This is a genomic window from Microbacterium sp. MYb54 (genome assembly GCF_002979515.1).
Classification (GTDB): Bacteria; Actinomycetota; Actinomycetes; order Actinomycetales; family Microbacteriaceae; genus Microbacterium.
Window position 1 is genome coordinate 103,270 of the sequence record NZ_PCPA01000002.1, and the last position, 13,972, is coordinate 117,241.

Sequence of the window (13,972 nt, forward strand, 5' to 3'; positions counted from 1 at the left end):
ACCATTATCAAATCGGCGTCCGGGGTGGCTACCCGATCAGCTCGGCCGGAGCGATCCAGGCGGTTGCCTCGCCGGGAAGCGCAGAGCCCTCGAGCGGGGAGCTCGCCAGCACGACGTCGGCGGCATCAGCCCCGAGGTCGAACGGCTCGGCGCCGAAGTTCGACACCACCTGCCAGCCGTTGGGGCGGGCGAAGCGCAGCACGTCGGCGCGTCCGGTGTCGATCCACTCCAGAGTCTCGCCGGTCTGCAGCAGGTGCCGCAGGCCCAGAGCCTCCCGGTACAGCGAGAGCGTCGACGCGGGATCGGCCGCCTCGACGTCGACCGCGTACTGCGCGAACCACTCCGGCTGCGGAAGGTGGGCACCCGCAGCCCCGAAGCCGTGCGAGGAACCGGCAGCGGTCCACGGCAGCGGCACACGGCATCCGTCACGGCCGAGGCCGTCGAAGTCGGCACCGCGGAAGAAGCCGGGGTCCTGACGCTGCTCCGGCGTGATCTGCGCCACCTCGTGCAGCCCGAGCTCCTCTCCCTGGTAGAGGTAGGTGCTGCCGGGAAGGCCGAGCAGCAGCAGGGTCGCGGCGCGCGCCCTGCGGAGTCCGCCCTCACGGTCGAGGCCCTCGGCAGGGCCGCCCGCCTTGACCCACTCGGTGCCCTGCTTGACGGGGCGACCGTTCAGCGGCGGGAGTCCGTAGCGGGTGGCATGCCGGGTGACGTCGTGGTTCGACAGCACCCAGGTGGTCGACGAACCGGTCGCCTGCGCCTGCTGGAGGTTGTCGGCGATGATGCTCCGGAACTGCGCGGCATCGAAGTCGGCGACCAGCAGGTCGAAGTTGAACGCCTGCCCGAGCCCCTCGGCCGAGGCGTACTTCGCACGGCGCTCCGGCGTCTCGACCCAGGCCTCGGCGACGGCCGTTCGCGGCGGGTCGTACTCGTTGAAGACAGCGCGCCACTCGGCGTAGATCTCGTGCACGTCGTCGCGGTCGACCATCGGATGCGTGCCCGAGGTACGGTCCATCGCGTCGAGCTCGGCACGCGACGGCAACGGCTCGCTGAGGTCTTTCGTGAGCATGTGGGCGACGTCGATGCGGAACCCGTCGACCCCGCGGTCCGACCAGAAGCGCAGGGTCTTCAAGAAGTCGGCGCGCACCTCGGGGTGATCCCAGTTCAGGTCGGGCTGCTCCACAGCGAAGTTGTGCAGGTACCACTGGCCGTCCGGCACACGCTCCCAGGCGCTGCCGCCGAACACGGAGTCCCAGTCGGTCGGCGGCTCGGAGCCGTCGGGGCCGGTGCCCTCACGGAAGATGTAGCGCTCCCGCGCAGCCGAACCGCGTCCGGCGGCGAGCGCCTCCTGGAACCACTCGTGCTGGTCGGAGGAGTGGTTCGGGACGATGTCGACGATCACGCGGATCTCGCGGGAGTGCAGCGCCTCGACCATGTCGTCGAAGTCGGCGAGGGTGCCGAGCCTCGGGTCGACGCCCCGGTAGTCGGCGACGTCGTATCCCCCGTCGGCGAGGGCAGACGGATAGAACGGGCTGAGCCAGACCGCGTCGATGCCGAGGTCGTGGAGGTAGTCGGCCCGCGAGACGATGCCCGGGATATCGCCGATCCCGTCGCCGTTCGCATCGGCGAAGCTGCGCGGGTAGATCTGATAGACGGCCGCCTGACGCCACCAGGCGGCGTCTTCGGCGGTGCGGGTCTCGGCGAGAAGCGCGTCGGTCATGAGAGGAGAACTCCTTCTTTCTTTCTGTGGTCGGGTGCTTCGGTGTGAGTGTCAGCCCTTGACGGCGCCCTGCGTGACGCCTTCCATGACGAAACGTTGCGTGAAAAGGTACGCCAGGATCGCGGGGGCCATCGCCATCAGGTACGAGGCGAACGCGACGTTGTAGTTGTTGCTGAACTGGTTCTGGAAGAGGTTCTGCCGCACGGGCAGCGTCTGCAGCGCCGGATCGGCGATGATGAGCGACGGCATCATGAAGTCGTTCCAGGCGTAGAGGAACGCGAAGATGCCGACGGTCGCGCTCATCGGGGCGAGCAGCGGGAAGATGAGCTTCCAGAACGTCTGCCAGGTCGTCGCCCCGTCGATGCGGGCGCTCTCCTCCAGCTCGATCGGGATCGAGCGCAGGAAAGCGGTGAACAGCAGCACGCTGAAGCTCAGCTGGAACATCGTCGCGAGGATGATCACGCCGAAGGGGTTGTCGAGCCCGAAGCGTCCGGTCAGCTGGATCTGCGGGAGCGCCACGACCGGGAACGGGATGAACATCGCCGCGAGCAGGTAGAAGAACGAGTAGCGGAAGAGCCGCCGGTCCCAGTTGCGCACGATGGCGTAGGAGGCGAAGGCCGCCAGCACGATCGTCGCGACCACGGTGCCTGCGGTGACGAGCAGCGAGATGCCGGCGCCGACCGGGAACTTCGTGAGGTTCCACGCCTCGACGAACCCGTCGATGCTGAACGGAGCCGGGAGCGAGAAGGCATTGCCGTCGACCGCCTGGCCCGTGGTCTTGAGCGCCATCGAGATGGTCACGTACAGGGGCAGGAGGACGGTGACCGCGCACAGGATCAGAATGATCGTGCCCGACCAGTTCACGCGCTCCATGCGCACGCGGCGCTTCTTGCCCGAGGCGGGGATGGTGGTGAGTGTCTGCGTCGACATCAGAGTGCGTTCCTTCCGCGCGTCAGCGACAGCTGGAGGAGGGAGATGAGCACGGCGACGATGAAGAAGATGGTCGCGTTGGCCATCTGGTAGGCGTAGTCGCCGCCGTTGAAGCCCGCGATGATCGTCATCGCGACACTGCGGGTCGAGGTGCCAGGGCCCCCATTGGTGAGGCCGACGATGATGTCGTAGGCGTTCAGGAAGCCCTTGAACCCGAGGATCACGTTGATGACCACGTACCCCGCGACGAGCGGGAGCGTGATGCGGGTGAGCTGCTGCGTCTTGGTGGCGCCGTCGATGCTCGCCGCCTCGTACACCTCGCCGGGAACAGAGAGAAGCCCGGCGATGTAGATGAGCAGCGTGCCGGGCACGGCCTGCCAGGCGGTGACGATGACGATGGCCATCCAGGCGAGGTCGGGATTGGCGAGCAGGCTCGTCTCGAGCCACGGGATGCCGGCCGCCGCACCCGCCGCCGGGATCGAATTCGAGAACAGGAAGTTGAAGACGTAGGCGATGATGATGCCCGAGATCACCATCGGGATCACGAAGATCGTGCGCAGGCCCGTCTTGAAGCGGATGCGCGAGGTGAGCCCGACCGCGAGCAGGAACGCGACCACGTTCACGACGATGACCGTGGCGATCGAGAATCCGAACGTGAACAGGTAGCTCTGCAGGATCGACGGATCGCTGAACAGCGCGATGTAGTTGGTCAGTCCGTTGAAGCTCCACTCGCCGATGCCGATCGAGTCGGTGAAGCTGAAGAAGATGCCGATCACTCCCGGCACCGTGATCGCGAGCGTGAAGATCACCAGCGTCGGTAACAGGAACAGGTAGTAGATCGGCTCGACGCGACGCGTGTGCCGCCGGAGCTTTCGATCGCCGCCGGTGACGATGAGCGTCGTGCTGTCGCCGGTCGTGGTGGGGGTGGTGGTGCTCATGGCGCGGACTCCTCTGTCTCGCCGGAAGCGGATGGGGTGTCCTTCGTCGAGGGGATCGGAGCGCGGAAGGCGATGCGAGCCCAATCCGCGTCCATGGTGCGCAGGATGGGGGTCGGAGAGGCCCCGAGCACCATCGCCTGCGCGTAGTTCATGATCGGAAGCGTCTTGGGCACGAGCACCGATGGCCCCTGATAGATCTGCCCGTTGTCGTAGTACTCGACCATCCCCTCGATACGGGGGTCATCGGGGGCCGGAGCGCCCTTCGTCGGGGTGAAGCCGAGCTGCGAGGCGTTGTACTCCTCGATGTTCTGCGGCTCGTACAGGAATTCGAGGAAGTCGCGGGCGGCCTCCTGATGGTGCGAGCCCTCGGGGATCATCGCTGCGAGGTCCATGTTGACGCGCACGCCGAGGTCGGCGGGGTCGTCGGTCATCGGCAGCGGGAAAGTACCCAGCTGCAGGTCGGGTGCGGTCTTCGCGATCTCGCTGAAGGCCCACGGACCCTGCAGGTACATCGCGGCCTCGCCCTTGCCGAACGCGAGGTTGCCGTCGCCGTAGCCGCGGCTCGGAGCATCCTCGTTCGTGTAGTCGTCTGCGAGCTGCAGCATCCGGTCCATCGGCTCGGCGAAGTCCTTCGAGAACGAGACCTCGGAGTCGGGGCCCACATCCGCGCCTTCGGCCGCGAGCGCGTCGAAGAAGTCGATCACGTCGACCGAACCGCCGGCGGTGTAGTCGTACCAGCCCTGCCCCACGGTCCAGTCGTCCTTGAACGTGCCGTAGAACGGATCGATGCCGGCTGTCTTCAACTGCTCGCACACGGCGAGCAGCTCGTCCCAGGTCTGCGGCACCTCGAGGCCCTGCGCCTGGAAGATCTCCTTGTTGTAGATGACGGATGCCGCCATCACCGAGTACGGAAGGGCGCTCGTGCGGCCCTCGCAGGAACCGTACTGATCCATGAGCGGCTGCAGGTCGTCGCGGATGTTCGCGGCCGCGTCGGTGCCTGCGAGATCGGTGAGCGCGCAGCGCTGCACGAACCGGGCGATCTCGTAGTTGTAGTTGGCGAGCATGATGTCGGGCGGATTACCCCGCACGAAACTCGCCGAGACGACGTCGACACCCGAGGTGTCGATCTCGACCTTCACGTCGCTCTGCGAGGAGTTGTACTCGGCGACGAGGTCGGTCATGAACTCGATCGCCTCGCGCTTGCTGAAGGTGAAGCGGATGGTCTCCGCTTCCGAGCCGGGAGCGCAGCCGGCGAGCGCCGTGCCGACCAGGGTGACCCCCAGGGCCGCGGCCACCGCTCGGGTTGCTCTTGTTCGTCTCTCAGACACCGTCGTCCTCCCGTCGTGTAAATCCGAATACTAAATCTAGTGAGCGAATTTACTCTGTCGAACGGTACTCTCTCATTGGAAGACAGGGAGGTCAAGCGCAATGACAGAAGTCTCCGCAGACCTGGGCACCGGACGCGCGAGCGTCGGAGCAGTGCTCGACTTCGCCTGGACAGCGGGCGAGTTCACCGCGACCGAGGCGATGGCCGGCACCTCCCTGACCCGCTCGACCGCGATCGACGCGATCGATACCCTGGTCGGCGCAGACGTGCTGCGTGAGCTCCCGAACGCACGGGCCGCCGGCACCTACCGCTCCGGTCGCCCCTCGCGCCGCTTCGCGCTGGCTCCCGACCTCGGCGTCGTGATCGGGGTGGACGCGGGAGACACCCACCTCGCCGTCACCGTGGCCGACCCCCTCGACCAGACCCTCGTGCATCACCGCGTGGAGTTCGAGCCCTCGCAGTCGGCCGAGGAGCGACGCGCGACGATCCTCGCCCGCCTGGGCGATGCGCTCGCCGAGGCCGAGGTGACGCGCGACCAGGTGCTCGCGCTGTGCGTCGGCGTCGCGGCGCCCGTGAACCGCGACGGCATCTCCCCGCCCCACCCCGACGGCTTCTGGGAGCGCACCAACCCCGGCCTGGCTGAGGCCCTTCGCGACTGGGCCCCGGTCGTCCAGATCAAGAACGACGCGCAGCTCGCCGCCATCGCCGAGGGCGCGGAAGGTGCGGCGATCGGATGCCGCGACTACGTGGCCCTGCTCGCGAGCGAGCGGTTCGGCGGCGGCGTGGTGGTCGACGGACACGTGCTGCACGGCGCGCACGGCGGCGTCGGCGAGGGCGTCGTGTTCGACCACATCGTGGGCGTCGGCTCGGCGTTCGGCCTCCGCTACTCGGTGCAGGATCAGGTGCGCGCGGCGCTCGACTCCGGAGAGATCGCGCAGGACAGCGTGGTCGGCCGTCTCGCCGAGACCGACCGCATCGACCCCCGGCTCGTGCTGACCCTCGCCGCATCGGGCGACCCCGATGCCGTGCTGGTCACCTCCCGCGTCGGGGCCACCGTCGCCCGCATCGTCGGCGTGCTCGGCAGCATGTACGACCCGACGCGCGTCATCGTGTGCGGAGCGGTCGCCGAGAGCATCGAGCCCGTGTTGACCGCGGCCCGACGCATCCTGCCCGAGGAGCTGCACCTGCCGGCGCCCGAGATCCTGGCGTCGACGCTGGGGGCTGAGGTCGTCTCCCGCGGCGCCGTGGCGACCGCTCGCCGCGCGGCCAGGGAGCATGCTGTGCCGCTGTTAGCCGAGGAGCGCCTGCGCGCGAGCGCCTGAGGCGGGTCGGGTATATGACCCTTCTGGATAGTTGATCCAGTTGATCCACGAGAACACTGGGCTGTGGTGATGGCCGCGGGCACGAGGATCGTCATCTAAGTTGCTCCCGTGCGGCAGCCCACGAATCCGCCGAGTGACACGGGTGCCGTCGCGGTGCCGACCACTACGCTGGGCAGCATGAAGCGTCTCGCCACTGCAATCGTTCTCGCCGGCGCCTTCGCTGCCACGCTTGCAGGGTGTAGCGGGACGACCGCATCCGATTCGGTTGCAAAGCAGTCCCCCAACGATGCAGCATGCGAAGCCTTCGCCACCCTCACCTTGGACTTGGACACGCGCGTCGCCGAGAACGACGTGCTCCTGAAACCACTCGCCGACTTGCGTGCCGAGTTCGACACAGTTGCTCTCTCCGCCGACGGCGACGTAAAGACTCGCATGCTGGCCGTCGATGACGCAATCCCCGAGCCTCCTCACATGGTGGTGTTCGGGGACAACCGTGACGTGTACAACGACGCCATCGACGCTGTATCTCGCGCATGCACGGCCGCAGACGCCGAGGTCACCGTCACCCATCTCACGCACGGCGTCGGTTGAGCATCCGGACCTCGCGCTCGGCCCCCCAGGCTTCTCCACCAGCCCAGCCGCGCGGCCAGCTCCGGTGCGAAGCAGGGAATCGGGATGAGATCGAGCACGACCTGCGTTGTATCTAGGGAGCACCTCATGACCGATGCTCGGAAGCCGACGGAATGTTCTGACGTCGATGGCTTCACGAAGCGTTAGGCTAAGAGTGGAGGCAACGTGAACCACGAAACGATGCGTAGCGGCGCTGGAAACACACGACAGCAGGACGCTGTAAACGCACGCAACAGACTGGTCGAAGACGCCAACCGCGGCAACCGCGAGCGTGAAGCCCGGGACCAGCGGGCGCTGTTCGCTGCCGCCTATCGCGCGTCCTGACCCACCCGCCGCTCACTGGCCACCCACGTCAAGCAGCCGCGATCCATCTAACCGGAGTCGGCCAACCAAGTTCGCGGTCGTCTTTGCGTTTTTGTTCATCGCTGTCGTAGACGCCGGTCGAGTGCTCGCGAGACACATCACACCAACAGTCGCACTGTTGGCAAGGATCGGGACGCAGAGAAACGACTTCCACGTGTACTGTTCGACGTCATGACGGCCGCCGTCGAGTTCCTCAACGTCGAGTAGTCTCGGGCGACCGTCGACGAACGCCCTCACCGGAGCGAGATAACTGTTGCGTTCGAGGTCGGAAGCTTTTCCCGCCATCCCTTCGATATCCAGAAGGTTGGAGCGCACCCATCGTCGCAGGTTCCGATTCACCGCAACGGGGCCTTCGCGCACCCACAACTCAACCTGGAAGCGTTCGGCGTCCGAATCGAATGGAGACGAACTCGGCGTCAGCGCCATCAATTTGCACGCCCGACGCAACGTCCTTCGAACGTTCTTGATGAGTTTCGGGTCTCCGCCATTGTTTGTCGCCCAGGATGTCCACCATGCGTCTACCCGGTCGGTGTACGGCAAGCTCTTCGGCTCGTCCGGCCGCGCGACGGAGTAGATCCGCCTCAGCGACACCTCGCGCAGAAGTTGGGCGACCTGCCCGGGGAAGTCGGGGAAGAGTACACCCACCCCGAGTTCTGAAGCTCTGTGACGAGCAAGCGTCAGTGCGAGGTCTTCATTCGCCCCGTCACTGTGCGCGAAGTCGGCCCGAAGGAGAATACCGAGACGCTCGCAGCCATCACGAGGAGTGACGCTCAGCGCACGCACGAGAGGCGTGTCAGTCAAGCTCGTACCCAGGAGGAGCGCAAGGGAAGCGCCGCGCAACGCCTCCTCGATGGTCTTCTCTACTTGCCGCGCGGTGGATGCGTAGCTGTTCTCATCTAGAACTAGAGGCCAGTCCACCGTCCCCTCGTTGGCTCTCGGTAGGCGACCGTGAAGGTAGACGATGTCCACGAATGCCCCCGGTTCCTCAGGGTCACGATTGTTCGGTGCAATCGTCCTTACTGGAGTGTTGTTGCCCGCACGAAACACTCGCAACCCTGGCGCCGAAATCACCTCGGGGAGGTTCTGCCGCATTCGCTCGAAGGCCAGCTCGAGGTAGGTGTCGTAGTTCGTGGTGAGAATGGAAGTGTCAGCCCCACGAGCTGAGCGGAGCGCTGCGAGAACGATGATCTCCTCGACAAGACGGCCGTTCTGCCACCGCCCCTCCTCCTGGTAGAGCGCAGCCCGGAGGCGGTTCCGAAGCGCACGCTTAAGCTTCTCGCCACCTCCTGAATTGGCGCGCAGGAGATATACGACGCTGGAGGCGAGAGACTCCGGGGAACGTGTCTCCAAGTCGCTCACCTGCGAACGAGTGGGCATGTCCGGTCGAGTCCGGTGTTTGCGCTCCGGCAAGAGCGAGAGAATCAACGAACTCCAGCTATGGCCAGTCCGGTCAATCGTGACACCGGCGCCGCAGTACAGCATGAGTCGCCCGTCTGCGACGGCGGCTTTCGTAATGGTCTCGAGGGTCATGTAGTCCTCGAAGAACGGATACTTGCTTCTCATGCTGATCTGCCACGTCAGAGCCACAACCGGGCACAGGAAACTAGGCGGCCCCCCACTCAACATCAACGAGCAGCTGATTGCCATAGTTGTAGGGAAGTTTCCGGTACCGGTGCATTTGCTGCACGGCAACGCCTGGGGAAACGCCGACTTCGCGGGCGGCGCGCGCGATTGCACCGTTGCTCGTCAACCCGTCGAACGGCTTCAAGCCCGATTCGCCGAACAACGCCTCGAACGCAAAGCTGTTGGCCGCCTTCTCTGCTTTCGTGTTCCGGGACTTCGCGGTCTTGAACTCGAAGTGTGTCTCGCCGCGGGGGTCGTTGAGAACATGCCCGAGCTCATGGAAGAACGTCCAGATGATGAAGCCGTCCTTCATGCGACGGCCCGACTGTTGGATCATAGGGACACGAGCGTCGATCCAGCGCGTCATGCCGTAAAGCGGAAAGCTCTTCGGCGGCTCGACCATGGCGAACACGACACCGACGGAGGCCAGCATCTCCGCCAGATCCCGCAACATCGCATTGTCCGGCGTGACTGCCCGCTCCCGTAAATGAGGAATGAGGTTGCGAAGGGACGATTGGTCGAAGGTGTACCTCAGCCCCCTTTCGTATGCTTCAGAAACCTCACCGGCTCGCAACCAAGTCGAACAGGCGACGAGGTCGAAAGCGGCTTTGCTCTCCGTGAGCGCAGCGAGGGCATACTCGCCCTCGTGGGCGTTGCTGACGGACTCCTCATATGCCTCCCATGTGCCGCAGGAGTGAAAGGACAAGAAGTCGGACACGAGTTTGCCTGGCGCTTTCAGCGACGCAGACGTTGCCCCCAGGGACCGAAGATACGTTGCGGTCGACGCCGGAATCTTCGACGCATGGGCGGCCAGCTCGGCTTCGTCCCTAAGGCGAGCGAGGTCAGTGCGGTATTGCATCTCGATGCGAAGCCAGGTCTCCGCATCGATGCCAGTGAGGCGACCAAGTTTGAATGCGGTCTCAGCCGTGATGGGGGCACGACCGTTCACTATCTCGTTGATCTGCTTTCGGCTAGCGCTGATGCGATCCGCTGCCTGTTGCTGGGTAGTACCCGTCTCCTCGAGCCATTCGGCTAGGTACTCACCAGGGGCGACGGCGTAGTTCGTGCGTGTGGACATCGGGCTCCCCTTTCGGTCAGTGGTAGTCGGCTATTTCGATGACGGTGACGACGACGGCATCTTTCGCTTCGCCGTCGCTTTCCGGGCTCACGATGAGTCGGTAGTTGGCACTCAGCTTTCCTGCCCAGGTCCCGACGCGATCCGCCGTGAGCGGATGCCAGTCGCCAAGCGGGTCCTCTGCCGGAAGATCTCCGAGGGTGGCTGCTCGCTCCAGCGCTTTGATCCGAAGCCGCAGCCGCGGGGCGATGTCAGCACGACGCCTCTTCATCTCCCGCTCGTCCGTACACAGCTTCTTCAGCTTCTGGTCCTCATATCGAACCTCCATGATGTCACCGACTTCGTTACACTGTAGCGCACGGATGTGCTCCGATATTCCCGTCCTGGGGACTATCTAAGCGGATCCAGAGGTACGGCTTGACCGCGACGGGCACCTGCCCGACACGAACCTGGGCACAGCCCGTTGAGTGATTGGGGAATCACATGAAGTTCGTAATGACAAACACGACCACCCGGAAGCCGACGTGGAAGCTCGTCGGCGCGAACGGCGAGATGGTGGCTTGGGCTGGAGAGTCGTTCTACGACCAGTCCGGTTCGCTCCGCGCAGCACGCGCCTTTAAGGTCGGCGCACTGACCGCCCGCTACGAGGTCTATGCGGATGCTTCCGGCCAGTACCGTTGGCGGGCCTGGCGCGGCAGCGATAAGGTCGCCGCCTCAGGCGAGGCCTTTGCTTCGAAGTCGAATGCAGAGCGTGCCGCGGAGAACGTCCGGCTCAACGCTGGTTCGGCGACGGGGGTCTAGCCTCCCGGATTGACCTCCGAGCCGTTGGTGCCAGACCTGCGCGGATCGATGCCGTCACGCCGAGTGATGTGACCGGGATCCGAACTGGGTCGTTTAGGCGCGGGATGCCGCGCTGGCTCTCGTCTCCGCATCGCCGACCACCCGGTCGATGTAGCGTCGGTCGTGCTGGCGCGGCTTGGGCGGTGGACTGTCGAGGCTGCGGTCCGCATGCCCTCTTCGTGAAGCATGTGCAAGAGGGGTCGTTCATCCGGCGAGGATAGCGAGTAGCAGAAGCGGAACCTCGTCAGAACAAGGTCAGCCTGCGGCGGCATGATCGACATGTTGACTTCCCGTTTGACCGAGAAGGACACTCAACCGGGCGCTGACCGCGTGGCGCCAGATGGAGCCGGATCGGGAGACCGAGCGCTGAGTGTGTTGGAAGTATATGTGGCTTCCTCGAAAGGAACGCCCGCAGCATCCCGCGTTGCGGAGGCGGCCCTGTACGAGCGCGAGCTGATTACCGCGCTCGCCTCAGTCAACGAGGTTGGCATTCAGATATTCCGGAATGCCACGTCGGACTTCGGCGCTGACGCGATAGTGGAGGTCGACGGGCGTCGACTTCTCCTGGTCATCAAGATTGCGGGTAGTCGAGTCAACACCCGCGGGCTTTTCACTCAATCAGTCGTCCGACTGCGCCGCGCGCTTGAGAACGACGACCCAATCATCGTCGTATCCCCCTCCCCTGCCGGCCTTTCGGAGGAGGCTGAGCAGACGTACCGGGCCAGAGCTGTTCAATGGCGCGACTCCGCCGATACTCCTGCACTCGTCGTAGCGCTTCGAGAGTCCGCGACGATGTGGCACTGACCCGCATCGTCCGCCCACAAGACGTTCTCAGTGCCCGACCCGTCAGATCGGCATGCCGCTTAGCCGTCGGTCCGCTTCGCACGCCACATTGTAATAGTGGGTTCCCTCGCCACGGATGTAGTCAGTGAGGGTAGCGACAATCTTCTCGGCGTCCGCACCGTCAACAAGCTGAGAGAAGGCGCGCAGTCGAACCTTCGGCTTCGGACTGCGTAGGAGCTTCTTCAGGGCTCGGACGGAGATCATCCGTTCCCTGGCTTGTAGTTCCACTAACGCCGCCACCGCAGTTGCCTCATCATTTGAATCCACAAGTCCGCGCAGACGTTTCAGCGTTGCCACCCGCATCAGGTTCGGCAACACCTCGCTGGTATTGCGAATCCACCACGACTCTGCAAGCAATCCCTCGATATCGCTGTCTTGGGGGATGGAGGCGAGCAGACGTTGCGCATCCCTCTGCGACAACGACTTCTCATCGTGAGCGATGCGTCGCGTCTCTCGGGCAAGGATCTCGTCACGCGCGGCGCCTTCGAGTCCCAACAAGTACTCAAGAGCGTGGACTTCGATGCGCTCTTTGACGAATTTGATGGTGCGCGGCGCCCACCCAGCACTTCTCAAGCCCGCAAAGAAGGCCACGAAGCTCTGGTTCTCGCCTCGGACGACCGAGTGCGCGAAGCTGCGATTCACGGGGTTGCCCGCGTTCCGCACGAATCGCCACCTCACCGCGTTTTCATCGAACTGAGGAGCCCGGTCAATAGCGGCCTGAAGAGCAGATGCTGATGCCTCGTCGTTGCGCGCGATTACCGCGAGAAGCTCGCCCGCTCGGCGACGGCCATCCGCGTCGTTCGGGCTCTGTTCCAGCTCTCGGAGAAGGTCGACGGTGTCAGCAGCCAACTGGGGACCGCTGGCTGTCGACTCCACTTCTCGAAGTGTGCGTGTCCACGTCGTGTCATCACTCGATGCGACCAGCTTCCGGAGAGCCTTGGCCGGAAGCTGGTCGCGAGAGACGATCTCCCGGATCACGGCCGCTCTGATCTCTAGCCCAAGGTAACCCTGGCTGATAAGACCAACGAGAGCTTCATCGGGCAGTGTCGACTCGGGCGACACCTCGCCGAATGCTTCACGAACCTGCGGATCCACGAGAAGGGTCTTGTCGACCTCCAGAAGCGGGCTCGCGTCGCGCTGCGAAGAGAGAAGTCCAACCAAAGCACGCCCAACGCTTCCGAGACCCTCACCCTGCGTTGCGAGATACCGCGCACGGTTGAGATCTCCCCGACGGTGAACCGTGATCCAGTAGCGCACCATCTCAGCCTTCGCCGATGAACCTGCCACCGCCTCCCACACCTCGCGAAGCTTTCCATCATCAGGCGCTTGGGCGGCGGCCGTTGGCCAAACCTCTCTGGGCCGCAACTTCAAGGCGTTCAGTAGCCTTAACGTTCCGAGGCGGAGTCGCTGATCATCGCTGGATAGATAGTCCTTCCCCTCCGTCGCCAGTAGTTTCGAGATCCAATCAGGATCGACGACCGACGCGAACGGAATGACTCGATCCGCCGACTCCGTCGAAGTGCCGTGATCTTGGATATAGCGACGAAACCAAGCACGAAGCTCGACCCCAATCAGGTCCAGATCGTCCCGCCGACTGAAGATCCGGTTCGCCAGATGGACTGGTACATCATCTGCATCCCGCGAGACAGACATCGCGAACAGCTCCAGCCGGTCGAAATCGAGCCCAACTTCGACTTCCCGCCCGGCCAGAACGTCAGCAAACGCTCCGACGATGCCGGCAAGCTCCGCTGACATCGGCTCACCCGCGGCGGGTTCTGGTGCCGCAGGAGCCACAGCAGTGTCTGATGTGGCACCTTCCCCTGCAGACGGCTCAGGTTCTCGGTTGAGGCGCGCGAGCTCTTCAGCAAGAAGCCTAGTTACGAGTGTCTCCAGCTCTGCCGGGGTCGAGAAGCGATTGTAGAAAGCGGTGTGCTCCCGCTCGATACTTCTCTGAAACTCGAGCACCTTGCTCAGCTGCGCACCTGGGTCTTCGATGCTCTCGCCATCTACGTCCTTAAAGAACAGCGCGATGCGTGGACGCTTCGTTTCCTTCCACCGACTGAGCGCGCGTGAGAATTCCTCGTGAAACCCGGAGTCATGTCCGTTACCGGTCGGGCTACCCCATCTTCGATGAAGGATGCCTACGAAGATGTCGGCGTCGTCCGCATGCACATTGATCTGGGACTGCGGATTCCCGGCGTCTCCGACCAACTGCTCGTAGCGGCGAGCGGAGACCATCACCTTGTGAATCTGGCCGAGACCCGTGTTAAGGCTGTTGACCGCCGCTTCAACGACGTTTCGTTCCGCATCGACTCCGCCGGGGGACGCGACAAACAGCGTCACAACCTTCATATCGTGTGGCAT

12 protein-coding genes are annotated in these 13,972 nt (G+C 64.4%); 4 read left to right on the plus strand and 8 right to left on the minus strand.

Annotation, left to right across the window (positions count from 1 at the left end):
* Positions 1–28: 28 nt before the first annotated feature.
* The 4 genes from CQ040_RS03345 to CQ040_RS03360 are packed head-to-tail and all read right to left on the minus strand — an operon-like array spanning position 29 to position 4,913.
* Complete coding sequence (locus CQ040_RS03345) at positions 29–1,717, minus strand: glycoside hydrolase family 13 protein (RefSeq protein ID WP_105526020.1); 1,689 nt, start codon at positions 1,715–1,717, stop codon at positions 29–31.
* Positions 1,718–1,768: 51 nt separating this feature from the next.
* Positions 1,769–2,647, minus strand: coding sequence for a carbohydrate ABC transporter permease (locus CQ040_RS03350; protein WP_105526021.1), 879 nt, complete (start codon positions 2,645–2,647; stop codon positions 1,769–1,771).
* Positions 2,647–3,585, minus strand: coding sequence for a carbohydrate ABC transporter permease (locus CQ040_RS03355; protein ID WP_181156830.1), 939 nt, complete (start codon positions 3,583–3,585; stop codon positions 2,647–2,649). Before CQ040_RS03355 ends, CQ040_RS03350 begins: the two co-directional genes overlap by 1 nt.
* On the minus strand, positions 3,582–4,913 hold the full coding sequence (locus CQ040_RS03360) for an ABC transporter substrate-binding protein (RefSeq protein WP_105526022.1): 1,332 nt from the start codon (positions 4,911–4,913) through the stop codon (positions 3,582–3,584). The genes CQ040_RS03355 and CQ040_RS03360 overlap by 4 nt, the downstream gene beginning before the upstream one ends.
* A 100-nt stretch (positions 4,914–5,013) precedes the next feature.
* On the opposite strand from CQ040_RS03360, the gene CQ040_RS03365 reads away from it, so the two are divergent.
* Together CQ040_RS03365 and CQ040_RS03370 are read left to right on the plus strand one after the other, a co-directional pair.
* Positions 5,014–6,234 carry an ROK family protein gene (locus CQ040_RS03365; protein WP_105526023.1) on the plus strand — a complete coding sequence of 407 codons (1,221 nt, stop codon included), beginning with the start codon at positions 5,014–5,016 and terminating at the stop codon, positions 6,232–6,234.
* Positions 6,235–6,411: 177 nt separating this feature from the next.
* Positions 6,412–6,825, plus strand: coding sequence for a hypothetical protein (locus tag CQ040_RS03370; RefSeq protein ID WP_146113853.1), 414 nt, complete (start codon positions 6,412–6,414; stop codon positions 6,823–6,825).
* 375 nt (positions 6,826–7,200) lie between these two features.
* On the opposite strand, the gene CQ040_RS03375 is transcribed toward CQ040_RS03370, so the two are convergent.
* Genes CQ040_RS03375 through CQ040_RS03385 form a run of 3 tightly spaced genes read right to left on the minus strand, consistent with a single transcriptional unit; the run spans position 7,201 to position 10,196 of the window.
* Positions 7,201–8,790 (minus strand): SIR2 family protein, encoded by a 1,590-nt coding sequence (locus CQ040_RS03375; protein ID WP_181156832.1) that lies wholly within the window; start codon positions 8,788–8,790, stop codon positions 7,201–7,203.
* A 40-nt stretch (positions 8,791–8,830) separates the two neighbouring features.
* A complete protein-coding gene (locus CQ040_RS03380) occupies positions 8,831–9,928 on the minus strand; it encodes a HigA family addiction module antitoxin (protein ID WP_105526026.1) in 1,098 nt (365 codons plus the stop codon).
* A gap of 16 nt (positions 9,929–9,944) precedes the next feature.
* Positions 9,945–10,196 carry a hypothetical protein gene (locus CQ040_RS03385; protein WP_374954122.1) on the minus strand — a complete coding sequence of 84 codons (252 nt, stop codon included), beginning with the start codon at positions 10,194–10,196 and terminating at the stop codon, positions 9,945–9,947.
* A 224-nt stretch (positions 10,197–10,420) separates the two neighbouring features.
* On the opposite strand from CQ040_RS03385, the gene CQ040_RS03390 reads away from it, so the two are divergent.
* Entirely contained in the window at positions 10,421–10,726 is a 306-nt protein-coding gene (locus CQ040_RS03390; protein WP_219844670.1) for a DUF1508 domain-containing protein, read from the plus strand.
* Between the two features lie 309 nt (positions 10,727–11,035).
* A complete protein-coding gene (locus tag CQ040_RS03395) occupies positions 11,036–11,569 on the plus strand; it encodes a hypothetical protein (RefSeq protein ID WP_105526029.1) in 534 nt (177 codons plus the stop codon).
* A 42-nt stretch (positions 11,570–11,611) separates the two neighbouring features.
* Here the strand turns inward: CQ040_RS03395 and CQ040_RS03400 are convergent, their stop codons facing one another.
* Positions 11,612–13,972: a hypothetical protein gene (locus CQ040_RS03400; RefSeq protein ID WP_105526030.1), complete on the minus strand. Its 2,361-nt coding sequence runs from the start codon at positions 13,970–13,972 to the stop codon at positions 11,612–11,614.

Excerpts from the sequence above, each read along its gene's own strand:
- CQ040_RS03345 (WP_105526020.1), bottom strand. The coding sequence starts at position 1,717 with ATGACCGACGCGCTTCTCGCCGAGACCCGCACCGCCGAAGACGCCGCC.
- CQ040_RS03350 (WP_105526021.1), bottom strand. The coding sequence starts at position 2,647 with ATGTCGACGCAGACACTCACCACCATCCCCGCCTCGGGCAAGAAGCGC.
- CQ040_RS03355 (WP_181156830.1), bottom strand. The coding sequence starts at position 3,585 with ATGAGCACCACCACCCCCACCACGACCGGCGACAGCACGACGCTCATC.
- CQ040_RS03365 (WP_105526023.1), top strand. The coding sequence starts at position 5,014 with ATGACAGAAGTCTCCGCAGACCTGGGCACCGGACGCGCGAGCGTCGGA.
- CQ040_RS03370 (WP_146113853.1), top strand. The coding sequence starts at position 6,412 with ATGAAGCGTCTCGCCACTGCAATCGTTCTCGCCGGCGCCTTCGCTGCC.
- CQ040_RS03375 (WP_181156832.1), bottom strand. The coding sequence starts at position 8,790 with ATGAGAAGCAAGTATCCGTTCTTCGAGGACTACATGACCCTCGAGACC.
- CQ040_RS03380 (WP_105526026.1), bottom strand. The coding sequence starts at position 9,928 with ATGTCCACACGCACGAACTACGCCGTCGCCCCTGGTGAGTACCTAGCC.
- CQ040_RS03385 (WP_374954122.1), bottom strand. The coding sequence starts at position 10,196 with ATGAAGAGGCGTCGTGCTGACATCGCCCCGCGGCTGCGGCTTCGGATC.
- CQ040_RS03390 (WP_219844670.1), top strand. The coding sequence starts at position 10,421 with ATGACAAACACGACCACCCGGAAGCCGACGTGGAAGCTCGTCGGCGCG.
- CQ040_RS03395 (WP_105526029.1), top strand. The coding sequence starts at position 11,036 with ATGATCGACATGTTGACTTCCCGTTTGACCGAGAAGGACACTCAACCG.
- CQ040_RS03400 (WP_105526030.1), bottom strand. The coding sequence starts at position 13,972 with ATGCCACACGATATGAAGGTTGTGACGCTGTTTGTCGCGTCCCCCGGC.